The sequence below is a fragment of the Bradyrhizobium vignae genome (genome assembly GCF_900324035.1).
GTDB lineage: Bacteria > Pseudomonadota > Alphaproteobacteria > Rhizobiales > Xanthobacteraceae > Bradyrhizobium > Bradyrhizobium vignae.
In genome coordinates this window covers 1-24,163 of the sequence record NZ_LS398110.1, presented here as the reverse complement: position 1 = coordinate 24,163, position 24,163 = coordinate 1, and the positions used below count along the sequence as shown (strand labels likewise).

General features: G+C 65.5%; 20 protein-coding genes. 6 read left to right on the top strand and 14 right to left on the bottom strand.

The window, feature by feature from the left end:
* Window positions 1-128: 128 nt before the first annotated feature.
* Window positions 129-1,622 (top strand): NAD-dependent succinate-semialdehyde dehydrogenase, encoded by a 1,494-nt coding sequence (locus tag BRAD3257_RS00100; RefSeq protein WP_122400120.1) that lies wholly within the window; start codon window positions 129-131, stop codon window positions 1,620-1,622.
* Between the two features lie 51 nt (window positions 1,623-1,673).
* Here the strand turns inward: BRAD3257_RS00100 and BRAD3257_RS00095 are convergent, their stop codons facing one another.
* Window positions 1,674-1,949, bottom strand: a complete 276-nt coding sequence (locus BRAD3257_RS00095) for a hypothetical protein (RefSeq protein ID WP_122400119.1) — start codon at window positions 1,947-1,949, stop codon at window positions 1,674-1,676.
* A gap of 219 nt (window positions 1,950-2,168) precedes the next feature.
* Complete coding sequence (locus BRAD3257_RS00090) at window positions 2,169-2,792, bottom strand: helix-turn-helix domain-containing protein (RefSeq protein ID WP_160118741.1); 624 nt, start codon at window positions 2,790-2,792, stop codon at window positions 2,169-2,171.
* A 304-nt stretch (window positions 2,793-3,096) separates the two neighbouring features.
* Here BRAD3257_RS00090 and BRAD3257_RS00085 point away from each other — a divergent pair, with 304 nt between their 5' ends.
* A complete protein-coding gene (locus BRAD3257_RS00085) occupies window positions 3,097-3,978 on the top strand; it encodes an NAD(P)H-binding protein (protein WP_122400117.1) in 882 nt (293 codons plus the stop codon).
* A gap of 32 nt (window positions 3,979-4,010) precedes the next feature.
* Window positions 4,011-4,421 carry a nuclear transport factor 2 family protein gene (locus BRAD3257_RS00080; protein ID WP_122400116.1) on the top strand — a complete coding sequence of 137 codons (411 nt, stop codon included), beginning with the start codon at window positions 4,011-4,013 and terminating at the stop codon, window positions 4,419-4,421.
* 16 nt (window positions 4,422-4,437) lie between these two features.
* Here the strand turns inward: BRAD3257_RS00080 and BRAD3257_RS00075 are convergent, their stop codons facing one another.
* Both BRAD3257_RS00075 and BRAD3257_RS00070 read right to left on the bottom strand, forming a co-directional pair.
* Complete coding sequence (locus BRAD3257_RS00075; RefSeq protein ID WP_122400115.1) at window positions 4,438-5,352, bottom strand: phosphoribosylaminoimidazolesuccinocarboxamide synthase; 915 nt, start codon at window positions 5,350-5,352, stop codon at window positions 4,438-4,440.
* A gap of 106 nt (window positions 5,353-5,458) precedes the next feature.
* Window positions 5,459-6,376 carry a pirin family protein gene (locus BRAD3257_RS00070; protein ID WP_122400114.1) on the bottom strand — a complete coding sequence of 306 codons (918 nt, stop codon included), beginning with the start codon at window positions 6,374-6,376 and terminating at the stop codon, window positions 5,459-5,461.
* 362 nt (window positions 6,377-6,738) lie between these two features.
* Between BRAD3257_RS00070 and BRAD3257_RS00065 the strand changes: the two genes are divergently transcribed.
* Together BRAD3257_RS00065 and BRAD3257_RS00060 are read left to right on the top strand one after the other, a co-directional pair.
* Window positions 6,739-7,794 carry an AraC family transcriptional regulator gene (locus BRAD3257_RS00065; RefSeq protein WP_122406295.1) on the top strand — a complete coding sequence of 352 codons (1,056 nt, stop codon included), beginning with the start codon at window positions 6,739-6,741 and terminating at the stop codon, window positions 7,792-7,794.
* Between the two features lie 195 nt (window positions 7,795-7,989).
* The gene (locus BRAD3257_RS00060) at window positions 7,990-9,417 is read left to right on the top strand and encodes a serine hydrolase domain-containing protein (protein ID WP_122400113.1); all 1,428 of its coding nucleotides are present in this window, start codon (window positions 7,990-7,992) and stop codon (window positions 9,415-9,417) included.
* Between the two features lie 242 nt (window positions 9,418-9,659).
* Here BRAD3257_RS00060 and BRAD3257_RS00055 read toward each other — a convergent pair whose 3' ends face one another.
* Window positions 9,660-11,027, bottom strand: a complete 1,368-nt coding sequence (locus BRAD3257_RS00055; protein ID WP_122400112.1) for an MmgE/PrpD family protein — start codon at window positions 11,025-11,027, stop codon at window positions 9,660-9,662.
* 118 nt (window positions 11,028-11,145) lie between these two features.
* Between BRAD3257_RS00055 and BRAD3257_RS00050 the strand changes: the two genes are divergently transcribed.
* Window positions 11,146-12,261 carry an FUSC family protein gene (locus BRAD3257_RS00050; protein ID WP_122400111.1) on the top strand — a complete coding sequence of 372 codons (1,116 nt, stop codon included), beginning with the start codon at window positions 11,146-11,148 and terminating at the stop codon, window positions 12,259-12,261.
* Between the two features lie 102 nt (window positions 12,262-12,363).
* On the opposite strand, the gene BRAD3257_RS00045 is transcribed toward BRAD3257_RS00050, so the two are convergent.
* The 9 genes from BRAD3257_RS00045 to dnaA form a co-directional block, all read right to left on the bottom strand.
* Window positions 12,364-12,852 (bottom strand): DUF2867 domain-containing protein, encoded by a 489-nt coding sequence (locus BRAD3257_RS00045; protein ID WP_122400110.1) that lies wholly within the window; start codon window positions 12,850-12,852, stop codon window positions 12,364-12,366.
* Window positions 12,849-14,243, bottom strand: coding sequence for an MATE family efflux transporter (locus BRAD3257_RS00040; protein WP_122400109.1), 1,395 nt, complete (start codon window positions 14,241-14,243; stop codon window positions 12,849-12,851). Before BRAD3257_RS00040 ends, BRAD3257_RS00045 begins: the two co-directional genes overlap by 4 nt.
* Before the next feature lie 160 nt (window positions 14,244-14,403).
* The gene (gene murA, locus BRAD3257_RS00035) at window positions 14,404-15,699 is read right to left on the bottom strand and encodes a UDP-N-acetylglucosamine 1-carboxyvinyltransferase (RefSeq protein WP_122400108.1); all 1,296 of its coding nucleotides are present in this window, start codon (window positions 15,697-15,699) and stop codon (window positions 14,404-14,406) included.
* Window positions 15,700-16,066: 367 nt separating this feature from the next.
* Complete coding sequence (gene gyrB, locus BRAD3257_RS00030) at window positions 16,067-18,502, bottom strand: DNA topoisomerase (ATP-hydrolyzing) subunit B (protein WP_122400107.1); 2,436 nt, start codon at window positions 18,500-18,502, stop codon at window positions 16,067-16,069.
* Window positions 18,503-18,810: 308 nt separating this feature from the next.
* Window positions 18,811-19,554 carry a hypothetical protein gene (locus BRAD3257_RS00025; protein ID WP_122400106.1) on the bottom strand — a complete coding sequence of 248 codons (744 nt, stop codon included), beginning with the start codon at window positions 19,552-19,554 and terminating at the stop codon, window positions 18,811-18,813.
* Between the two features lie 92 nt (window positions 19,555-19,646).
* A complete protein-coding gene (gene recF, locus BRAD3257_RS00020; RefSeq protein WP_122400105.1) occupies window positions 19,647-20,783 on the bottom strand; it encodes a DNA replication/repair protein RecF in 1,137 nt (378 codons plus the stop codon).
* A gap of 46 nt (window positions 20,784-20,829) precedes the next feature.
* Window positions 20,830-21,105 carry a GIY-YIG nuclease family protein gene (locus BRAD3257_RS00015; protein ID WP_122400104.1) on the bottom strand — a complete coding sequence of 92 codons (276 nt, stop codon included), beginning with the start codon at window positions 21,103-21,105 and terminating at the stop codon, window positions 20,830-20,832.
* 64 nt (window positions 21,106-21,169) lie between these two features.
* Window positions 21,170-22,288: a DNA polymerase III subunit beta gene (dnaN, locus tag BRAD3257_RS00010; RefSeq protein ID WP_122400103.1), complete on the bottom strand. Its 1,119-nt coding sequence runs from the start codon at window positions 22,286-22,288 to the stop codon at window positions 21,170-21,172.
* A gap of 379 nt (window positions 22,289-22,667) precedes the next feature.
* Window positions 22,668-24,077 (bottom strand): chromosomal replication initiator protein DnaA, encoded by a 1,410-nt coding sequence (gene dnaA / locus BRAD3257_RS00005; protein ID WP_122400102.1) that lies wholly within the window; start codon window positions 24,075-24,077, stop codon window positions 22,668-22,670.
* Between the last annotated feature and the right edge of the window lie 86 nt (window positions 24,078-24,163).

Genomic DNA, 24,163 nt, shown 5'->3' with positions numbered 1-24,163 from the left:
CAGGGGGAGAGGCAAGGGACCCACGGCTCTCAGTATAATTCCCGGCAGATGTGCGTTGCCGGGCGGTGCATTGCGCGCCACCTGTCCCTATATTCCGGGCCGATCCGATCGTCTCAGGGAGTAACGCCATGACCTCGACTGCCGCTGCACGTGCCCCGCAAGCCACCGCCTCCCTGCGCGACCGGTTGAAGGACCCCTCGTTGTTGAAGGAGGCCTGCTACATCGACGGTGCCTGGGTCGGCACGCCGGTTTTTGCCGTCAATAATCCCGCCACCGGCGTCGAGCTCGCAAAGGTTCCGCAGCTTGGTGCTGACGATACCACCAGGGCGGTCGAAGCCGCCCAGCGCGCCTTTCCGGGCTGGGCCAAGCACACCGCCAAGCAGCGCTCCAACATCTTGCGCAAATGGTTCGAGCTGATCGTCGCCAACCGCGAGGATCTCGCGCTGATCCTCACCTCCGAGCAGGGCAAGCCACTCACCGAGGCGCTGGGTGAGGTCGATATCGGCGCCGCCTATATCGAGTTCTTCGCCGAGGAAGCTCGCCGCGTCTATGGGGAGACCATCCCGACGCAGCGGCCCGATGCGCGCCTGCTCGCGATCAAGCAGCCGATCGGCGTCTGCGGCGCGATCACGCCGTGGAATTTCCCGAACTCCATGATCACCCGAAAGGTCTCGCCGGCGCTGGCGGCCGGCTGCACCGTGGTGCTCAAGCCCGCCAACGAGACGCCGCTCTCGGCGCTGGCGCTCGCCGTGCTCGCCGAGAAGGCCGGCATCCCCAAGGGCGTGCTCAACATCATCACCGGTGACGCGCCGCCGATCGGCAAGGTGCTGTGCGAGCATCCGGCGGTGCGCTTTGTCGGCTTCACCGGCTCGACCGCGGTCGGCAAGATCCTCTATCAGCAGGCCTCGGTCGGCGTGAAGCGGCTCGGCCTCGAGCTCGGCGGCAACGCGCCGTTCATCGTGTTCGACGACGCCGACATCGATGCCGCGGTCGAAGGCGCGATCGTCTCGAAATATCGCAACATGGGCCAGACCTGCGTCTGCGCCAACCGCATCTACGCCCAGGACAGGATCTACGACGAGTTCGTGCAGAAACTGTCGAAGAAGGTCGCGGCGATGAAGATCGGCGACGGCACCGAGAGCGGCGTCACGCAAGGGCCGCTGATCAACATGAAGGCGGTCGACAAGGTCGAGCGCCATATCGCCGACGCGGTGAAGCGCGGCGCAAAGGTCGTCACCGGCGGCAAGCGCAGCGAGCTCGGCCGCTCCTTCTTCGAGCCGACGGTGCTCGCCGACGTCAAGCCGGACTCGCTGGTCTCGCAGGAGGAGACCTTCGGCCCGCTCGCACCCGTGATCCGCTTCAAGGACGAGGCCGACGTCATCGCGATGTGCAACGCCTCGCCGTTCGGCCTCGCCTCGTACTTCTATTCCCGCGATCTCGGCCGCGTCTGGCGTGTCGCCGAAGCGCTGGAGTCTGGCATGGTCGGCGTCAACACCGGCCTCATCACCACCGAGGTCGCCCCCTTCGGCGGCGTCAAGGAAAGCGGCCTGGGCCGCGAAGGGTCGCATCACGGCATGGATGAATATGTCGAGATCAAATACGTGATGATGGCGGGGGTCTAAGCGGCAATCGAGATGCGCGCCGGCGATTTGAGTGTGCCGGCGCGAATCGCATCAGCGGCAGACGTAGGCGCCGTTCACATAGACACGGACGCATGCCGCGCCGGCAGCCGCCGCACCCACCGCCGCTCCCCCCACGACCGCGCGTCGCGTGGTTCGACGGGCGACGCCAGCAACGCTCACGGGGGTTGCCGGCGGGCCGACCCTGGCTTCAACGCTCGGAACGCCGAGCGCGATGCCGGCGTCGTTTGACCAGTTGGTCGAGCCGAAAATTCCGCAGCTCAGGACGGCTGCAAAAAGTAACATTCGCTTGGTGCCGACCAGCGTCATGGCGATCTCCCTCGTTGTTGTATCAAGCCGAGGTGATCAGCTTTCTCTTATCGTTGGCTCCCGGTTTGATCTGGATCAATGGAGGCGATATCGCAGGGTCGCGCAAAGCGCCTCCGCGTCAAGGAAAGCAGCCTTGGCCTCGAAGGCTCGCGTCACGGTATGGAAGAGTATGTCGAGATCAAATACGCGATGATGGCGGGGTCTAGGGGCCTCGCTCGATCAATTCCTGCTTCGACGCAGTTCGCTGGGGCTATATCCGAGCTCGTGCCGCATCCATTTCGCCAGATGAGACTGGTGGGCAAAGCCGGCTTCGGCGGCAATATCGCTTAGTTTGCGGTTGCCTTGAAGGAGAAGCCGACGTGCGTGCTCCACTCTCCTTCTCAGGATGTAGCGATGGATCGTGACATCCATCGCCGCTTTGAACCAGGTCCGCAGATGTGAGTTGCTGACGCCGGCCTCGCGGCTGAGAATGTCAATGGTGAGCGGCTGGTCGAGATTTGCGTCGATATAGGCGAGGACTCTCTGGAGCTGCGCGTCCGAGAGGCGGATGGGGTCACCTGGCGGATCGTTCGCCAGGTTGAGCAATTCGACCGCCAGGGCCATGCCAACGTTTTCGGCAAATAGCGGGCCGCTCGGCGAGCCTGCCCTGATGTCGCTTTCGAGGGCCTGTCCAAGCAGAACGATGCGGTCATTCCGCAGCATGTGATGATGCGCGAGGCGGGCAGATGCCGGCTGCCGGCTCCTTGCTGCAGCATGGTCGAGCATGCTCGGCGCCAGCCGAATCTGAAGCGACTGGTAGGGTGTCTCGGCGACGAAGCCGCCGAACGCACCAGAGGGAATCACATCGATGTCGCCGGCCTGACGCAGGAACTCGTCCCCGGTCTCGATGCATAACGAGCGCGTCGCGGGGCTGAGATGGATGATGATCCGATGGTCGCCGATCGGCTCGAGCGCAACGGCATCAGGCTCGGTCCGCCTGGCAGCGGCGGCGACGCCGGCTGATGTTGGCGCCGAACTCGGTCTCGCTCGCATGGGCCGGGCTCCAGATCTTGGCGGAACGTGTTCGATATTTGGCGCATCGTGCGCGATTTTCAACCGCGCCGACGGCAAAGAACTCATCCGTCATTCGTGACAATGAGGATGCCAAGTGAGTCATTACGTGATCGTCGGAGCCGGCCCTGTCGGGCGCGAAACCGCGCGCCTTCTGGCGGAGGAAGGGCATAGTGTCATCCTGACCAGCAGGAATGCCGGATCGCTCGATGCCGGAGACGTCCGAACGGTTTCGTGCGACGCCACCGACGCCGCGAAACTGGCGGCTCTCGGCAAGGGTGCGGATGCGATCTTCATGTGCGCTATGGCGGCCTATCATCGATGGCCAACCGATTTCTTCCCGATCATGGACGGAACCGTCAAGGCGGCCGAGCAGGTTGGCGCCAAACTGCTCGTAGTCGGGAATGTCTATGGCTATGGCGCCGCGGCCGCTAGTCCTCTCACTCCGGAGCTCGAGCCGGACCCGACCAGCCGCAAGGGCACGACCCGGCACATCATGTGGCAGCGTGCGTTGCGATCGAACGTTCCCGCCATCGAAGTCCGCGCGAGCGACTATCTGGGCAAGGATGCGGTTGCGTATTTCTCGCTGCTGGCCCTGCCGTCGCTGCTCAGGAACGAGCCGGTATCTTTCCTCGGCGATCCCGATGTGGCCCACGCCTGGACGTTCACCAAGGACACGGCGAGGACGCTGATCGCGGCGTCGCGCTTCACCGGAGAATGGGGCCGCGCCTTTCACGTGCCGTCGCAGTCCGCGTCCGTGCGCGAGCTCGTGCGAAGATTCGCGGTCGCGCTGAAGATTGACGTTCCGGATTTGCTTCGGCTCACCGCGACCGATCTGGAACGCATCGGCTTCGGCGAAGGGATCGAGATGGCCTATCTGTTCGAAAAGCCGCTTCTGCTCGATGCCGGGGAGACCGAGAAACTGCTGGGCGTCACCGCGAGCAGCCTGGACACGATGGTTCGTGACACACTTTCGTAGGTGGCACGGCATGGATATGGAAAGAAAGTAACATGAGCGCGCAGGTGACAAAACTCGTTCAGGACTACATCGCGGTGTGGAACGAACGAGATGCCGGGAAACGCCGGCGGCTGATCGATTCGGTCTTCAACGATGCCTGCGCCTATATCGATCCGAATGACTCGGTCGCAGGAAAGAACGCAATCGAACACTTGGTGGAAGCCTTGCAAGCGAGGGTCCCGGACCTGCGCTTCACGCTCGCAGGTCCCGTGAACGCGCATCACGATCAGGTCTTGTTCGGCTGGAGGCTGGCAGCGCCGGGGGCTACAACACCCGCTGCCACAGGCATCGAAATGGCGGTGCTGGATGGCGGCCGCATTGGGCGGCTCCACGGATTCGTAAATCCGCGAGCGGAAACAGCCTGGATTGCTTCGTCGCAAGGGCTCCTCGCAATGAAGGAGTGAGTGACGACAGCCGGACCTAAATCTTCAGCTCTTTGCCCGTCACGCGCCGATACGCTTCCAGATACCGCTTGCTGGTCGCCTCGACCACGCTCGCCGGCAGTGGCGGTGGCGGGGCGTCGCCGTTCCAGCGGCCGGCGCGGCGCTCGACGTCGAGATAGTCGCGCAGTGGCTGCTTGTCGAAGCTCGCCTGCGGCTGGCCGGGCTTGTAGGAATCGACAGCCCAGAAGCGCGAGGAATCCGGCGTCATCACCTCGTCGATCAGGATGATGCGGCCGTCCTTGTCGCGGCCGAACTCGAACTTGGTGTCGGCGATGATGATGCCTTGCTCGCGGGCGAGCTCCTCGCCGAGCGTGTAGATCGCCCGCGTCATGCTCTCCAGCGTGTAGGCAACCTCGTCGCCGACCACCGCGCGCATCTTCGCGATGGTGATGTTCTCGTCATGGCCGGTCTCGGCCTTGGTCGCCGGGCTGAAGATCGCCGGCTCCAGCTTCTCGCTCTCGACGAGGCCGGCCTTCAGCTCCTCGCCCGCCAGCGTGCCGCTGGCGGCATATTCCTTCCAGGCGGAGCCCGAGAGGTAGCCGCGGATCACGCACTCGATCGGAAACACGGTGGTCCGCTTGCACAGCATGGCGCGGCCGAGAATCTCGGCGCGATGCGGTTTCAACGCCGGCACGGCCGCAACGATCTCGTCGGTATCGGCGCTGATCATGTGATGCGGCACCACTCCCTCGAGCTCATTGAACCAGAACGCGCTGATTTGCGTCAGCACCGCGCCCTTCATCGGAATGGTCTCGCCCATCACCACGTCGAAGGCGCTGATGCGGTCGGTGGTGACGAGCAGCAGGCGGTCATCATCGACGGCGTAGATATCGCGCACCTTGCCGCGTCCGATCTTGGGCAGGGGCAGGTCGCTGGAGAGCATGGTGGTCATCGGCAGATCTTTCGCAGGCAAGTCTTTGCAGGCAAGTCTTTGCAGACATGGCCTTCGGGCAGAGAGTCCGGACGCGCCGGATGGCGCAGCCGGAAACCGGATTAGCCTATTCCGGCAGCGGAATGAACTCGTGTTCCTGCGGAACTGCGGCGAAGCGGCCGGTTTTCCAGTCCTGCTTGGCCTGCTCGATCCGCTCCTTGCTGGAGGAGACGAAATTCCACCAGATGTGGCGCGGGCCCTCCAATGCATCGCCGCCGAGAAACATCATCCGCGTCGCCTCGAGCGCCTTCACGGTGATGCGATCGCCGGGTCGGAAGATCAGGAGCCGCGGCCCCTCGTAACGTTCGTTCGCGATCTCGACCTCGCCGTCAACCAGATAGATCGCGCGCTCCTCATGATCAGGGTCGAGCGGCACCGTCGCGCCCGCGACCGCCGTGACTTCGGTGTAGAACCAGGGCGAGACCATCGACACGGGCGAGGCGATGCCGAAGGACGAGCCCGCAATCACGCGTGCGGTAAAATCGCGCTCGGAGATCATAGGCAAGTCGCCCGCCGCATAATGCTGGAACGACGGCGCGATCTCTTCCGATCCGGCCGGCAGCGCGATCCAGCTTTGCAGTCCCAGCATCTTCTGGCCCGAGGCGCGCTGTGCATCCGGCGTGCGCTCGGAATGCGCGATGCCGCGCCCGGCCGTCATCAGGTTCATCGCGCCAGGCTGGATCTCCTGGACGTTGCCCTCACTGTCGCGATGCATGATCGCGCCGTCGAGCAGATAGGTGACGGTGGCAAGCCCGATATGCGGATGCGGCCGCACGTCCATGCCCTTGCCGGAGACGAACTGGACCGGGCCGAAATGGTCGAAGAAGATGAAGGGCCCGACCATTTGCCGCTTGCCATGCGGCAGCGCGCGCCGCACCGCAAATCCGTCGCCGAGATCGCGCGTGCGAGGCACGATGACCAGATCGAGCGCATCGCAGGACATGGGATCGCCGAGCACGGGGTCGTTCGAGGGCTGCCAGCTCATGGGTGGACTCCTTTTTGACTTTGTTGAGCGGGAGCCTAGCAGGGTTTCGCATCGTCGTCGCGGCAAAGGTCGCTCCTCAAATTCCGCTGTCATGCCCCGGCTTGCCGTCTTCGCTGAAGCTTCGCCGGCCGAGCGCGTGTAGGCCCGGCGTAGCTTGGCGGAGCCGGGACCGGGGCATCCAATACGCCGCAGCCATCGATTCAATCACTGACGTGTCGGAGTACTGGATCGCCCGGTCAACCAAGCCGGGCGATGACAGCGGTGGATGCCGCTACAACAATGGCATGCGGATGGTCCTTGAAAAACCGGGCACAACGAACGATGTTCGGCTGCTTCCAACCACGTCAAAATCGAACCATCCGATGACCCTTGCCGCAACCGAGCTCGCCTTTCGCGCTGCCAGCGTCGCGCTGCTGCTTGTGCTGGCGGTGTCATTGCTCTCCGATTTCCGCAACGTGCTGGCAGCCCGCCTCGGCGCGGCCTTCGCGCTCGGCTCGGCGGCGCATGCGGCGAGCTATTCCATCGGCGTGTCGTCGCTCGTTCCGGTCTGGCACGCGCCGCTGATCGCGCTGTCGACCGGCAATATCGTCGTGTTCTGGCTGTTCACGCGTGGGCTGTTCGACGAAGCCTTTCGGTTGCGCTGGTGGCACGGTTTGATCTGGGCTGCGGTAACCGCCTTCAGCTTGGTCGGGTGTCTGTGGATCGCGCCCGGCGGGAACGCGCGGTTCTCGGTGACGGTCGTCAATCTGATCGTGCTCGGTTTCATCGCGCTCGCGGTGGCGCAGACCATCCGATCGTGGTCCGCCGATCTGGTCGAGCGTCGCCGTCGCGTGCGCGCCTTCATCGTGTGCGCCGCCGCGCTCTATGGCGGGCTGAACGCGCTGCTTCAGATCCTTGCTGCCGGCAGTGCAGGCGATGTCGCCAACACGATCAACGCCGGTGTGCTCGCCTGCATCGTTGCGGCCATTGCCTGTGCGATGATGCGCATCGACGGCGCCGATCTGTTTCCGGCGTCAACGTCCGCGCCGGCAATTTTTCCTCAACCCGCGAGGGGCGATGAATCCGCCGACCAGAAGCTCATCGATGCCCTGATGCGGCTGATGGCGGAGGAGCGCGTCTATCGCCAGGAGAACATCACCATCGGCGTGCTTGCGACCCGGCTCAAGATTCCCGAATACCGGTTGCGCCGGCTGATCAACCAGCGGCTCGGCTATTGCAATTTCAATGTGTTTCTGAACAACCACCGGATCGAGGAAGCCAAGGCCGCGCTCGCCGATCCCGCCCAGGCCGAAGTCCCAATCATCACCATCGCCATGGATGCCGGCTTCCAGTCGCTGGGTCCATTCAACCGTGCCTTCAAAGCAGTCACCGGCGTGACACCGACGGAATACCGGCGGCTCAAGGTGAATGCGGCGTGACGCGCCCGCTTCGCCTCTCCCCGGGGAGGCCACCGCAGCTGCGGCGGCATTTTTCGTATTACTCTGAAATAACTGACTTATTCCAGAACCGGCCAGTCTCGTTCAGTTTTAGGCCAGCCCATTTTCCGAATCCGGCGAGAGTCCACCGCCCGCCTTCCGCTTCCTCCCGCCATACGCCCCAGCCGGAGAAAGCCTGTGACCCGCCGCCGCAAGATCGTCCTCCTCGCCACCACCATTGCCGCAGCCGGCCTTGCGCTCGGCGCCGCCCGGGCCCGCGACTTGCCTGAGGTCGCGACCGGCTTCGTCGCTGACATTCTCTGCTCCGAGACGTTCGTCTCCGGCCTCGATCCCCAACGCAACTTCGCCGAGACCACCGATGCCATGCCCGGGACCAGCCTGATCAGCTGGGCGATGGACTACAGGGTCGATAGCGTCCGCAAGGACGTCACGGTGACGCTGTTCGGCCTCGGCCGCAGCCACGCCGTCTACCGCGAGGGACTCGGCTGCACGCTCGAACATGGCGCTGGCATGACTGCCGTCGAACGGTTGCCTGACGACAAACGGCCGGCGTTGCTACCCGAGATCGCCGGTCCCGCGATCGTGCCGCCGCAAAGCCCCTCACTCGCCGCCGCGCTCGACCGTGCCTTCACCGAACCCGCAGAGCCGCCCTACCGCCGCACCCGTGCCATCGTCGTGATGAAGGACGGCCGTATCATCGCCGAGCGCTACGCGGATGGCATCGGGCCGGAGACGCCGCTGCTCGGCTTCTCCATGACAAAGTCGGTGATATCGGCGCTGATCGGTGTGCTGGTGCGCCAGGGCAAGCTGAAGCTCGAGGGGCCTGCGCCGATCGCAGCCTGGAAGAACCCCGATGATCCGCGCCATGCCATCACCGTCGATCAGCTGCTGCGTCACACCGCGGGCCTTGCGCTCGGCAGTTCGTTGCAAGCCTCGCTCGGCTCGGCCTTCGAGCCCGTCAACCGGATGAAGTTCGTGGAGACCGACATGGTGGCCTATGCCGAGACCATTCCGCTCGAGACCGCACCGGGCGCGGCGTGGAATTACCACGATGGCAATATGCTCATCCTCTCGCATCTGATCCGTGCTGCGGCCGGCGGCAGTCCCGCAGATGCGCTTGCCTTTGCGCGCCGCGAATTGTTCGCCCCGCTCGGCATGCGTCGTGTCGTGCTCCAGCTCGACGGCGCCGGCACGATCGAGGGATCGAGCGAGATGCTGGCCTCCGCACGCGACTGGGCGCGCTTCGGCCAGCTCTATCTCAATGGCGGCGTCGCCGGCGGCAAGCGCATCCTGCCGGAAGGGTGGGTGAACTATTCGTCGAGGGCCACGCCGAATGCGTGGGTCGGCATCGGCGCCGGCTTCTGGACCAACCAGGGCGACAGCTTTGGCGCAAATTTTCGCGTCGAGCACGGCTGGCCGCGCGATGCCTTCTTCGCCAAGGGCACGATCGGGCAATACACCATCGTGATTCCGTCGGAGCAGCTGGTGATCGTGCGCATGGGGCGCTCGCCGAACTGGCCGCCGCAAGCCGACGGCGTGTTCGATCTCGTGCACGATGTGGTCGCGGCGACACGCGAGAAGGGGAAGCTGGCGGGGGCGGATTGAGAAGAGCGGACCGCGCCGCTTCTTACCCTCCCCTGGAGGGGACCTGGAGGGGGAGGGTCGATCGCGCGCAGCGCGAGCGGGGTGGGGTGACGGTCTCTCCGCGACGAACAGTGCCCGAGTGGAGGGATCACCCCACCCCGTCACGCAATCTCGCTTCGCTCGATCGCGTGCCGACCCACGGGCGAGCTACGCTCGTCCCGGACCCCTCCAGGGGAGGGTAAGATGCGGCTGCGGCTTAGCTTCTACCTCCCCAATTCCGTCGCCTTCGCCACGCGATCAAATCGCTCCAGCGTCATGATCGCATCCGCAAACTTCTCCGCGCGTGCGTTCAGCACCGGGCGGGCCAGTGTCAGGAATTTCTGCTGCATCGCCTGGGTGTCCGGGAACGAGGTCGGCTCGCCCGACGGATCGGCATAGAGCCGCTCGTGAACGCCGTCGTCCGTCGTGATGCTCACGCGCGCGCCGAACGGATGGGTGCGGCCGATCTCGAGCCGGTCGTCCTGCACCACGTCGAACTTGTCGGCGAGCGCGTCGATGGCGGCATCGCCGAGGCGGTTGTAATCGTCCCAGCCGAACGAGCCCTGGTCCAGCGCGAGCGCGCCGGTGAAGAACATCGAGAACTGGCCGCCGACGATCGAGCGCGGATGCCGCTTGGTCGCGGCATCGCCGGTCAGCGTGATGCCGTTGCGATGCAGGCCGATCTCGACACGCTTGACCTGATCGGGCGTCAGATTGTGCTCGCGCCGCATGGCGATCAGCGCGTCGATCGCGGCATGGGTGTAGCGGCAGCTCGGATAGGGCTTTACGCCGATCTTCATCGTTTCATAGGTCTTGCCGAGATCGGCCACCGCCTTTTGCGGATGGGCGTCGTCGGTGTAGCCGGCGAGCAGGCCGTGCTTGCCCTCAACTGACTCGGTCGCGCCGACGAAATCGTTGCGTGCCAGGGTCGCTGCGATCACGCCGTTCATCGCGGCCGCGCCGACCTGGTAGCGCTTGTTCCAGGCGCCGTTGACCAAAAATTGCAGCGAGCCCGCGGCCTGGCTGCCGGAAACGCCGAACGCGGCGATCAGCTGCTTCTCGCTGAGGCCGAACAGCTTTCCTGCCGCGGCAGCGGCGCCATAAGTGCCGGCGGTCGCGGTCGGGTGGAAGCCGCGCGCGTAATGCGAGGTCGGGTCGAGCGCGTTGCCGAGCCGGCAGCAGACCTCATAGCCCACGACGATCGCCGTCAGCACGTCGCGTCCCGACGCCCCGACCATCTCGCCGACGGCGAAGGCGGCCGGCACCACGGGCGCGCTCGGATGCAGCGAGGAATCGGCGTGGGTGTCGTCGAAATCGAGGGAATGGCCGAGCGCGCCGTTGAGCAGGGCCGCGACCGCCGGCGTCCAGGTCTTGGTGTCGCCGAACACGGTGGACTCGCCTTTGGTGTCGAGCGCCAGCGCCTCCAGCATCTTCAGCATCGACGGGGTCGATTCGGCCTGGCGCCGAGCCCGTATCGCGCTGCCGAGGAAGTCCAGCGTCAGCACCTTGGCGCGCTCCAGCACCTCCGCCGGAATATCCTGGTATTTCAGGTTGAAGACGTACGCGGCGAGCGTTGCAGTTTCGTGGGCCATCGTGTTTCCTCGTTTGGCGCGCAAGTTAAGCGGGCTGATTTGGCCTTTCAAGCGGCCTTGCGGCCGCGGGCATCAGCCATGCTTTTGCTTGGCTTCAAGAGGATCGAGACTTCCGCCGATGGCATTCGCAAAAGCGCTGTTCGCTCGCATCCGGTCGCGGCGGACCCAGCTGGGATTGGCGATCCGGGTCACGGTGGCCGCGACAGCCGCCTATGCGATCGCGACCGCCCTGCATCTGTTGCTGCCGCTCTGGGCGGTGCTGACCTCGCTGATCGTGACCCAGATGAGCGTTGGCCGCTCGCTGAAGGCAACGCGCGACTACATGCTCGGCACCATCGGCGGCGCCGTCTATGGCGGTGCCATTGCGATCCTGATCCCCTATTCCAGCGAAGCCGGCCTTCTCGGCCTCCTCGTGCTGTCGGTCGCTCCGCTCGCCTTCATCGCTGCGATCAATCCGAGCCTCAGCGCGGCCACGGTCACCGCAGTGATCGTGCTCCTGGTTCCGACCATGCATCACTCCGATCCCATGACCTCGGCGATCGATCGGGTCAGCGAGGTCGCGGTCGGTGCCATAACGGGTCTGCTGGTCTCCTTCCTGGTGCTGCCCTCGCGCGCGGTGCGGCAGATCCGCGCCAGCGCGGCGACGCTGCTCGAATTGATCGCTGATGCCTTCACCGAGCTGCTCGCGGGTCTCACCCGTGGTCGCGACAATGACGCGCTGCATCGGATCCAGGACGGCATCGGCACGGCCATGGTCAGCCTCAATGCGATCGGCTCCGAAGCCGAGCGTGAGCGCGCCGCGCGCCTGTCGAGCGGCCCGGACACCGGCCCGTTGCTGCGAACGATCCTGCGGCTGCGCCATGACGTCGTGATGATTGGCCGAGCGACTGTCGTGCCACTGCCGATCGAGGTGCAGACGCGCCTATCGGGCCCGCTCACGGAAGTCTCGACCGTGATCGCGCGCTTCCTGCGCTCGGCCGCTGCCGCCTTGCGCGAAGGCGCCGGCGCGCCGCCGATCCATCCCGTCCACCTCGCGCTCCAGCATTACGCCGAAGCGGTCGCCTCTGTCCGCCAGGACGGCCTGATCCGCGGCCAGCCCGGCGACACCGCCGAGCGCTTCTTCGCCCTCGGCTTCTCCCTGGAGCAGATGCACCAGAATCTGTGCGATCTCGATCGCGTCGTCGGCGAATGGTCGGAGGCGTCGCGCAACAAGTCCGCGCGGGTGGCGGAGTAAGCTAAAGCATGATCCGGAAAAGTGCGAAGCGGTTTTCCGGAAAGATCATGCGTAAACAACAAGCTAAAGCGCGATGACGATTCATCCAAATCTCATCGCGCTTTAACGGGCCGGCTCCACGATCCGTCCCATCATGCCGCGGACCACGAGCTTGTGGAAGGGCGTGATGAGGGCGAGGTAGGTGCGGCCGAGCAGATTGTGCGTGCGCACCAGCGTGGTCGAGGTCACCCGGCGGCTCGCGGCATCGCCCGTCACGTCGACGACGAGGCGGAAGTCGAGATGAGAATCGTTGAAGCCCGCGACGAGCCGCTCCGGCGTCTCGCTCACCACCGGAAAAAGGCCGATCAGGCCGTGCGGCGCCGGCGCGCCTTCGCCCGAGGTCTTCAGCCCGAACGGCGTCACCAGAATGTTGCGCAGGTGCACCAGACCGTCGACCCAGCGCGGCCCGTGCAGCACCATCCGGACGCAGGCCTGGCGGGCATCGACCGCCGCCGCGCCGATCTCGACGCGAAACGCGTCGATGAACTGCGCGCCGGGCAGCAATGCATTGGCATCGACCTCAGGCGTGACTTCGTGGACCGTCCCCTTCATTCCACCAATCTGCGCGTCAGCATTCGGAAGCGCAAGACCGGGAGCCCGGCATAGACGAATGTGCCGATCGAGAAGCCGATCCAGACGCCGATCGCGCCCAACCCTGCGTGGAACGCGAGCATCCAGCCTGTGGGAAAGGCGACGCCCCAATAGCCGATCGCCGCGAACAGCAGTGTCATCCTGGTGTCGTTGATGCCGCGCAGCGCGCCGCCCATGATGGTCTGCAGGCCGTCGGCGATGAAGAAGGTGGCGCCGACCAGGAGCAGCGTCCCCGTCAGTTCGACGGTGGCCGCGCTTTCGCTGGCGCCGCCGAAAAACAGCCGGCCGAGCTGATAGCGCCCGATCACGATGGCGATCGTCAGCGCGAAGACCAGCGCGACACCGAGAACGGCTGCGGCGAGCCCTGCGCGCCTCACCGCCGCCGGATCACGGCGGCCGAAGGCATGACCGACCCGCACCGTCGCAGCCATGCCGATGCCGAGTGGCACCATGAACAGCACGGCGGTGACCTGGAGCGCGATCTGGTGCGCGGCGAGCGCCGTGGTCGAGATCAGCCCCATCAGCAGCGCGGCCGAGGAGAACAGGCCGTATTCCAGCAGCAGGGAAAACGAGATCGGCGCGCCGACCGCAACCAGCTGACGCATCAGCGGCCAGTCGATCCGCCAGAGATGGGCGAGGGGATGATAGCCGGCGAAGGGTTTTCGCCATGCCGCGATGGCGAGCGCAGCGAGGAAGGTGCCGAGATTGACCAGCGTGGTCGCAAGCCCCGCGCCGAACAGGCCGAGCTCCGGCAGGCCGAACAGGCCGTGGATCAGGGCGTAGACCAGCGCGGCGTTGACCGGGATCGCCGCCACCGTGATCCAGAGCGGCGCCTGCGGCCGGTTCACCGCGCTCATCATGCTGCGCAGCGCGATGAAGCCCAGCGCCGGCGCGATTCCCCAGGCGAGGCCGTTCAGGTAGCGCTGCGCCAGCGCGGCGGATTGTGGCACTTGTCCGAGTGCGAGCAGGATCTGCTCGCCATAGAGCGGCGAGGCCATCATCGGCAGCGAGATCAAGAGCGCGGCCCAGAGGCCGACGCGCAGGGAGCGGCGGATGCGCCTGATATCGCCGGCGCCGAACGCCTGCGCGGCCAGCGGCGACACCGCGGACATCAGTCCGAGCCCGAAGGTGAAGCTGACGAAATAGACCGTATGCGCCAGCGCCGCCGCGGCCACTGCGCTCTCGCCGAGGTGGCCGATCATCGCGAGATCGGTCGTGATCATCGCGATCTGCCCGAGTTGCGTCAGCATCATCGGCACGGCGAGGCGCAGCGTCTGGACGAACTCTTCGGCGAGATGATTTGGCGGCACGCCGGCCTGCGGCTGCGAATGATGTTGCACGGTGTCGAGCATCGCCGGTCAATAGCACGGCCACACGTCGAAAACATGGCCCACGTGTCCCGGACGCGCGAAGCGCGAGCCGGGACCCAACAGGAGTCACCGCCCATGGAATCTACGATATTGCGCGCTTCGCGCCACCTTCTCCCACAGGGGGAGAATGAAGAAAGAGCCTTCAGCTCTTCCTTTCCGGCACGCGCTTGATCTTCGCGCCCAGTGCATTCAGCCGTTCCTCGATGCGCTCGTAGCCGCGCTCGATCTGGTCGGCGTTGTTGATGGTGGAGGTGCCCTCGGCGCAGACGGCGGCGAGCAGCATCGCCATGCCGGCGCGGATGTCGGGCGAGGTCATCGGCGCACCACGCAGGCGGCTGGGGCCGGCGATGATGGCGCGGTGCGGGTCGCAGAGCACGATGCGCGCGCCCATCGCGATCAGCTTGTCGACGAAGAACATCCGCGATTCGAACATCTTCTCGAACATCAGGATCACGCCCTCGCATTGCGTGGCGGTGACGATCGCGATCGACATCAGGTCGGCCGGGAAGGCCGGCCAGGGCTGGTCCTCCAGCTTGGGCACATGGCCGCCGAAATCGTCCTGGATCTTCAATGTCTGATTGGAGGGCACGATGAGGTCATCGCCCTCGATTCGGCAGACGATGCCGAGTCGCTCGAAACCCATGCGGATCGAGCGCAGATGCTCGACACCGGCGCGCGTGATGCGCAGCGGCGAGCGCGTCACCGCGGCCAGTCCGATCAGCGAGCCGACCTCGATGTGGTCGGGCTGAATCCTGTAGCTCGCTTCCCCCAGCGTCGCCGCGCCATGGATGGTCATGGTGTTGGTGCCGATGCCCTCGATTTTCGCGCCGAGCGCGACCAGGAAGTTGGCGAGGTCCTGCACATGCGGTTCGGAGGCGGCGTTGCGCAAGTAAGTGACGCCTTCGGCAGCGACCGCTGCAACGAGCGCGTTCTCGGTCGCGGTGACGCTCGGCTCGTCCAAAAACACGTCCGCGCCGGCGAGCTTTGGCGCGCGGAACTCGAGCCGGTCGGTCGCGGTGACCTTGGCCCCCAGTTGCTCCAGCGCCAGCACATGGGTGTCCAGACGGCGGCGGCCGATGACATCGCCGCCCGGTGGCGGCAGCATCACCTCGCCGCAGCGCGCGAGCAGGGGCCCCGCGAGCAGGATCGAGGCACGGATGCGCACGCACAGCTCGGGATCGAGATCGGCGGCGCGGATGCTCTTGGCATGGATGTGAAGCGTATTGCGGGCAGTCCATTCCGCCGATGCACCGACCGAGCGGATCAGCTCGACCAGTGTTTCGGTGTCGCGGATCCGCGGCACGTTCTCCAGCGTGACCGGATGCTCGGTGAGCAGGGCGGCGGCGATGATCGGAAGCGCCGAGTTCTTGTTGCCGGACGGCTCGATCGAGCCCGAGAGCCGGTGACCGCCCTCGACGATATATTGGATGGGCGCCAAATGGATTCTCGCTGTCCTGATGGAGTGGGGAGGGCTGTTTCGGGCGGAAACTACAGAGATTTGAGCGCCGGAGCAATTGTGCTGGGCGGTGGTTCGTAGCCGATCCGTGAGCCCAGGCGAAGCTGCTGATCCCTCATGGTGAGGAGCGCGGAACGCGCGTCGCGAACCATGCAGGCCCCTATTCGCCTGTGGCCATCCTTCGAGATGCCCGCTTTCGCGGGCTCCTCAGGATGAGGATGAAGCTTGTGGAAGCGGCCCTCAAAACAGCCCGACGATATTCCCGATCACATAGAGGGTCGCGATCAGGATCAGCGCGCCGATCAGGTGATCTGCATCCGTGGTTGGCTCCGACCAAGCCAACCCGGCCTCAAATATCGATCGTCGCGCTCAGCGAGTGTTCCTGGATGAAGTCGCGGCGCGGCTCCACCACGTCGCCCATCAGTTTGGTGAAGATGTCGTCGGCCTCGTCGACCTCCTTGACCTTCACCTGCAAGAGCGAGCGTGCCTCGGTGTCGAGCGTGGTCTCCCAGAGCTGCTCGGGGTTCATCTCGCCGAGGCCTTTGTAGCGCTGCAGCGTGATGCCTTTACGGCCAGCGTCGGTCACGGCTTCGAACAGATCGACCGGGCCGTGGACCACGTGCTCGTTGTCCTTGCGCCGCAGCTTGCCGGAGCGGGCGTAAACGTCCTGGAGCCTGGTCGTATATTCGTCGAGCTTGCGCGCCTCGGCCGAGCCGAGCAGCGCATCGTCGATCACAGCCGCTTCCTTGACGCCGCGCACGGTGCGCTCGAACACGAAACCCTGGCCCTCGACGAATTGTCCCACCCAGCCGCGCTCGACCTCCTCGGCCTGGTTGTCGAGCCGGCTCGCGATGTATTGCGCGGCCGCAGCGGCCTTCTCGGGATCGCCGTAGATGTCCTTGTTCAACACGCCGGTGATGGCGGCCTGCTCGACCACCTTTCGGTTATAGCGGCTGTGAAGGTTGCGCAGGATGCTGCGGACGACGCGGGCGTCGTCGACCAGCGCGCGCAAATCGCGCCCGGAACGGTCGCCGCCGGTGCCGGGGATGTACACGCAGTCATCGAGACCGGCGTCGATCAAATAGTCTTCCAGCGCTCGCTCGTCCTTCAGGTACTGCTCGGACTTGCCGCGTGAGACCTTATAGAGCGGCGGCTGGGCGATATAGAGATAGCCGCCGTCGATGATGTCGCGCATCTGCCGGTAGAAGAAGGTGAGCAGCAGCGTGCGGATGTGAGCGCCGTCGACGTCGGCGTCCGTCATCACGATGATCTTGTGATAGCGCAGCTTCTCGACCGAAAACTCGTCGCTGATGCCGGTGCCGAGCGCGGTGATTAGGGTGCCGATCTGCTCCGACGACAGCATCTTGTCGGGACGGACCCGTTCAACGTTGAGGATCTTGCCGCGCAGCGGCAGCACCGCCTGGAATTCGCGGTTGCGGCCCTGCTTGGCGCTGCCGCCTGCCGAGTCGCCCTCGACGATGAAGAGCTCGGATTTGGCTGGATCCTTCTCCTGGCAGTCGGCGAGCTTGCCGGGCAGCGAGGAGACTGAAAGCGGGCTCTTGCGCGTCAGCTCGCGCGCCTTTCGCGCAGCTTCGCGGGCAGCGGCGGCCTGGATCACCTTGCCGACGATCATCTTGGCCTCGGAGGGGTGCTCCTCGAACCAGGCCTGGAGCGCCTCGTTGAGGACGTTCTCGACCACGGGACGCACTTCCGAGGACACCAGCTTGTCCTTGGTCTGCGACGAGAATTTCGGATCGGGCACTTTCACCGACAAAACGGCGGTGAGGCCTTCGCGGCAGTCGTCGCCGGTCAGCGCGATCTTTTCCTTCTTGGCATTGGCCTCGGCATAGCCGTTGACCTGGCGCGTCAGCGCGCCGCGGAAACCGGCAAGATGGGTGCCGCCGTCACGCTGCGGGATGTTGTTGGTGAAGCACAGCACGTTCTCGTGGTAGCTGTCGTTCCACCACAAGGCGGCCTCGACGCCGATGCCGTTGGCTTCCGAACGCACCATGATCGGCGTGGGCACCAGCGCCTTCTTGTTGCGGTCGAGATATTTGACGAACTCCTCGACGCCGCCGGAATAGTACATCTCCTCGCGCTTCTCGACCGCGTGGCGCATGTCGGAGAGGGCGATGTGCACGCCGGAATTGAGGAAGGCGAGCTCGCGCAGGCGGTGCTCGAGGGTAGCGAAATCGTACTCGATGTTCTTGAAGGTCTCGGTCGAGGCGAGGAACGTCACCTCGGTGCCGCGCTTGCCCGGTGCCTCGCCGACCACCTTGAGCGGTGCGACGGCGTCGCCATGGGCGAACTCGATATAGTGCTCCTTGTTGTCGCGCCAGATGCGAAGCATCAGCTTGCTCGACAGCGCGTTGACGACGGAGACGCCGACGCCGTGCAGGCCGCCGGAGACCTTGTAGGAGTTCTGGTCGAACTTTCCGCCGGCGTGCAGCTGGGTCATGATGACCTCGGCCGCCGAGATGCCTTCGCCCTTGTGGATGTCGACGGGAATGCCGCGGCCGTCGTCGCGCACGGTGACGGAATTGTCGGCGTTGAGGATCACGTCGACGCGCGTGGCATGACCCGCGAGCGCCTCGTCGATCGCGTTGTCGACGACCTCGTAGACCATGTGGTGCAGGCCCGAGCCATCGTCGGTGTCGCCGATATACATGCCCGGACGCTTGCGGACGGCGTCGAGACCCTTGAGCACGCGGATCGATTCCGCGCCGTATTCGCTCGCGGTGGAGGGCTCGTTTTCGGCAGCATGCTGCCGAGCAGGTTCTGTCATGAGAGGCCTTCGAGATGTCGCCCGAATCAGCGGCGCAAAAGGCGCTGATTTGCGAGGTTATTTGTGCCATGAAAGACCGCTTGCGCCTAGCGCAAAGTATCTTCCGGCAACCCTTTGAGCAGATAGGGTTTTTGGGCCGGTTTTCAAGGCTTTTGGAGGGCGGTTTCCGGCACTGCAAAAAGCGCGATTCGAGGGCCCGTTCGGGGCCTCGAAAGGGCGTGGATTTTGCGGGGCTGAAGGCTGGTTCCGCGCCCCCGGGGTGAGAGATTTCACGCTGCGCGTCTCACTGCCCGCGGATCGAGACGGGCTCAATACAGATGCAGCGGCGACCACGCATCGCCGTCGCGTCCGACCGTGAGCTCCCAGATGTCGCCGGCCGCGATGACGAGGGTGTTCGTATGGGCGGGATGCCCGGGCACGTTCACTTCGTAGGGATATTTGCCGGCCGGCAGGTCCAGCGCGACGGCATTGGCGCCGCGGGCGCGGATGATGGTCCGCTCGTCGATGGTGAGCGCGGCCTCCGTCTCGCCGATATTGCTGAACACCACCTTGGCCTGGCCGGGTTCGGGCATGACGTTCGCCTTTGTCGCCGTATCCGAATTCTTCTGCACGAGCTCGATCGCGGTGCTGTTGTCCTTGCGGTGGAGCTCCAGCCGCGCCGGTCCGAGCGGTGAGGCGAAGGCAAGCTCGACGTGATCGGCGGCGATCACCGCGCCGTCAGGCTTTTCCTGCCAGCCGAGCTTGCCGAGTTCGGCGCGGTAGAAGGCGAGCACGTCGCCGAGATCGAAGGGGACGGTCGCTTCCAGCCTGGTACGGAGCGGCGCTTCGATGCCGCTCACCACGGTGGTGTGGATTCCCCTGTAGCTGTAGCGGGTCGGCGCGGGCAGCTTGGTCGCGGGATCCGGCGTGAGCCCGGCCGAGAACAGCGGCGGCAGCTGCGACACCCAGGCTCCGGCGCTCGCCGCGAGCATGCAGATCGCGAGAAAGCAGAGGCCGCACCCAAACGCCAGCCATCGTGCCGGGGCTTGCGCCCCGGTCATTACCGTCCGCATCTTTCTCTCCACGATATCGCGCGCGACGCCATCGCCGCCGCGCGCTCAAAAAACTAGTCGCGGCCGCAAACGGGCGGGTTCAAGGCGGCGGTCTAGCTTCGGGCCGAGACTCGTCCGCTCTCGACGTCAAAGACTTCGCCCCCTGCGCCGATCTCGGTGAAGGCGGCAGGATCCGCGCCGGTCAGCCACACCTGCGCGCCGAGCTTCTTCAGCTCCTCGAACAGCGCCGCGCGGCGGTTCGGGTCGAGATGCGCAACCACCTCGTCGAGCAGCAGCAGCGGCACGATGCCCGTCATCTCGGCGACCAGCGTCGCATGCGCGAGCACGAGGCCGATCAGAAGCGCCTTCTGCTCGCCGGTCGAAGCGTCGCGCGCGGGCATGCTTTTCGGCGCGTAGACGACCTGCAGGTCGGTGAGATGCGGACCGTCGGTGGTGCGACCGGCGATCGCATCGCGCGGGCGGTTGTCGCGCAGGATCTGGCGGTAGCGGTCCTCGACCGACGTGGCGGTCTCCTGGAGCAGCGCGTTCTCCATCCAGCCGTCGAGCGCGATCTGCGCCGACGGGAACGCCGATTCTTGCGCGCGTGCGTTGAGCATGCCGGTGAGCCTTGCCGCGGTCTGGCCGCGTGTTGCCGCGACTGCGACGGCCAGCTCGGCGGTCTCGCGCTCGATCGCGTCGCACCAATGGTCGTCGTAATTGCGCGTCTCCAGCAGGCGGTTGCGCGAACGCAGCGAGCGCTCGAGTGCGTTGATCCGGCTGGAATGCTCGCTGTCGATGGCGAGCACCAGGCGGTCGAAGAAGCGCCGCCGCTCGGACGCAGCCCCCATGAACAGCCCGTCCATCGCCGGCGTCAGCCACACCATGCGGATGTGGTCGCCGAAGGCGCTGGCCGACCCCACCGGCTCGCGGTCGATGCGGCAGCGCCGGCTGACCGGCCCATCTGCGCGCGGCGCATCGATCCCGGTGCCGAGCGTGGCGAGCCCCAGCGCGCCCTCGACCTGCGCCGACACCGCCCAGGAGCCGTCGCCCTGGTTGTCGGCGACGTCCTCCAGCGTCGCGCGGCGCAGACCGCGGCCCGGCGACAGGAACGAGATCGCTTCGATGCAATTGGTCTTGCCCGCCCCGTTCGGCCCGACCAGCGCCACCACGTCAGCCGTCGTCTCGAGCCCCGCCGCCCGATAATTGCGAAAATGCGTCAACGTCAGGCGATGAATGCGGGAGGGGGTCATCTCAACTCGTCATTGCCGGGCTTGACCCGGCAATCCCTCGCCCGCGTCAGCGGGCAATTTCATCATATAGGTCTTGCCAGGTGGGATTGCTCTTCACAATCAGATCGATCTTCCACTCACGGGACCAGTGCTTCATGTTCTTTTCGCGCTGAAGGGCAGCGGTGATCGTGTCATGCGCCTCGAAATAGACCGAAGCCTTCACGCCGTAACGTTTGGTGAAGCCATCGGCCAGACCCTCGCGATGTTCATAGACGCGGCGGACCAAATTGTTCGTGACGCCTATGTAGAGTGTTCCACAGGGCTTGCTGGCGAGGATGTACACCCAGGTCGTTTTGTTCGACGGCTGGCCGGGTCAAGCCCGGCCATGACAAGAGGAGAAAATAGCCTCACACCCGCATCGGCATCAGCACGTACAGTGCGCTCTTGTCGTCACGATCCTGCACCAGGGTTGGTGAGCCCGGATCGGCGAGGCGGAGGGTTGCGACGTCGCCTTCGATCTGGGCGGCGATGTCGAGCAAATAGCGGGAGTTGAAGCCGATATCGAGGGCGTCGGCGGCGTATTCGACCTCGAGCTCCTCGGTCGCGCTGCCCGAATCCGGATTGGTCACCGACAGCACCAGCTTGCCGGCCGACAGCGACAGCTTCACCGCCCGCCCGCGCTCGCTGGAAATGGTGGAGACGCGGTCGACCGCGTTCTCGAAGTCCTTCTTGTCGACGACGAGCTCCTTGTCGTTGTTCTGCGGGATGACGCGGCCGTAGTCGGGGAAGGTGCCGTCGATCAGTTTCGAGGTCAGCACGACGTTGCCGATCGTAAAGCGGATCTTGGCCTGCGACAGCTCGATCGTCATCTCGGCCTCGGTGTCCTCGATCAGGCGCTGCACCTCGCCGACGGTCTTGCGCGGCACGATCACGCCCGGCATGCCCTCGGCGCCCCTGGGCTGCACCAGGTCGAGCTGGGCGAGGCGGTGGCCGTCGGTGGCGACGCCGCGCAGGGTGGCGGCCTTGGCCGTGCCGGCCGCGTGCAGATAGATGCCGTTGAGGTAGTAGCGCGTCTCCTCCGTCGAGATCGCGAACTGGGTGCGGTCGATCAGCCGCTTGACGTCCTTGGCCGCGAGCGAGAACGAGTGGGACATGTCGCCGGCGGCGAGATCCGGGAAATCATTCTCCGGCAGCGTCTGCAGCGTGAAGCGCGAGCGGCCGGCGCGGATCGCGAGCACCGCCCGGTCGCCGTCGGCCTCCAGCACGATCTGCGAGCCGTCGGGCAGCTTGCGCACGATGTCGTAGAACATGTGCGCCGGCACGGTGGTGGAGCCCGCGGTCGCGGTTTCCGCCGGCAGCGTCTCCGTCACCTCGAGGTCGAGGTCGGTCGCCTTCAGGGACAATTTGGCGTTTTCGGCGCGGACCAGCACGTTGCCGAGGATCGGGATCGTGTTGCGGCGCTCGACCACGCGGTGGACATGGCCCAGCGACTTCAGGAGTTGCGCGCGTTCGACCGTAACCTTCATTGCACTACTCGCCCGATCCCCAAGGAAAACTCTGAGTTGGAAGAAGCCCGGCAGCCGAAAAGCGCCACGGCACCGAAGACCCCGGAAGGCCGGGTCATCGAGCCGATATGACCAAAGCCGTCAGGGTCGCGCAAGGTGGCGCGGATGGCGCTGGGATTCAAGGCATTGGGGGGCAGTTCCCCACGATTTAACGGCAAACCGGCGCCGGCAGCCGGGTGCAGGTGCGCTCCCTCGCTGGTGGGGGTAGCGATCGTCCCCACAGCGTCATGGCCGGGCTCGTCCCGGCCATCCACGGCTTGCCTAAGGAGCCCAAAGAACGTGGATGCCCGGGTCAAGCCCGGGCATGACGGCCTCTGCTGAAGGCGAAACAAATAGGCCTTTATTCCTGAAGCTGGCGCTTCAGCGACTCGACCTCTTCCAACAGCGCGGTGTCCTTGGAGACCAGCGCCTCGATCTTGCGTACCGCGTGCAGCACGGTGGTGTGGTCGCGTCCGCCGAAGCGGCGGCCGATCTCGGGCAGCGAGCGCAGGGTCAGCGTCTTGGCGAGATACATCGCCACCTGGCGCGGGCGGACCACGTTGGCGGTGCGGCGCGAGGACAACAGGTCGGAGCGGCTGACATTGTACTGCCGCGCCACCACGCGCTGGATGTCCTCGATCTTGATCCGCTTGGGCTCCTGCGGCCGCACCAGGTCGCGCACCTCGTGCTCCGCCATCTCCAGCGTCACCGGCCGGTTGTTGAGCTTGGAATGCGCGAGCAGACGGTTGATCGCGCCTTCGAGATCGCGGCCATTATGGGTGATGGTGCGCGCCAGATATTGCAGCACCTCCTCGGGCACCTCGAACGTCGCATGATGGGCGCGGGCCGCGGCGACGCGCGACTTCAGGATGCCGTGGCGCAGCTCCTCGCCGAGCGAGCCCATCTCGACCACGAGCCCGCCGGCGAGCCGCGAGCGCACGCGGTCGTCGAGGCTTTCGAGGTCGGACGGCGGACGGTCGGCCGCGATCACGACCTGGCGGCCGGCGTCGATCAGCGCGTTCAGCGTGTGACAGAACTCGGCCTGCGTCGACTTGCCCTGGAGGAATTGCAGATCGTCGATGACGAGCACGTCGATGCCGCGCAGCGCTTCCTTGAAGGCCAGCGCCGTCTGCGTCTTCAGCGCAGCGACGAAGCCGTACATGAATTTCTCCGCCGTGAGATACAGCACCTTGCGCTCGTTGCCGGAATTGCCGGCCCAGGTCACCGCCTGCAGGAGATGCGTCTTGCCGAGGCCGACGCCGGCGTGAATGTAGAGCGGGTTGAACATGACGGGATCGCCGCGGCGTCCTTCGGCAACCTGGCGCGCGGCGGCATGTGCCAGCGTGTTGGAGCGGCCGACGACGAAGCTCGCGAAGGTCAGGCGCGGATCCAGCGGCGAGCCGCCGAGCGCGTCGTGATTGGCCGAGACCGGCGCGGTCGCGGTCGAGCGCAATTCCGGTGTCGGCGCGCGGCGCGCCTCGACCGGCGCGGGCGCTTCCTTCGGGTGCGCCGCCGGACGCACGGCGGAGCGGACCGTGAGGTCGATGCGATGCACTTCCGGCATCTCGGCCTGCCAGCACGACAGCACGCGCTCGGCATAGTGGGCCTGGATCCAGCTCTTCAGGAACCGCGTCGGCACCGAGAGCCGCACGCTCTCGTCCTGCACGCCTTCGAGATCCATGCGTGCAAACCAGCTCGTGTAGACGTCCTCGCCAACGCTCGAGCGCAGCCGACCCTTCACGCGTGACCAGCGATCCTGTTCCATTGTCATCGTCAGAAAACTTCTCTTGAGAGATATAGTTGCGTTGTGAGCGCCATGCAGGGGTCCTGCCCGGTCCCTGAAGTGGCGCGACCTCG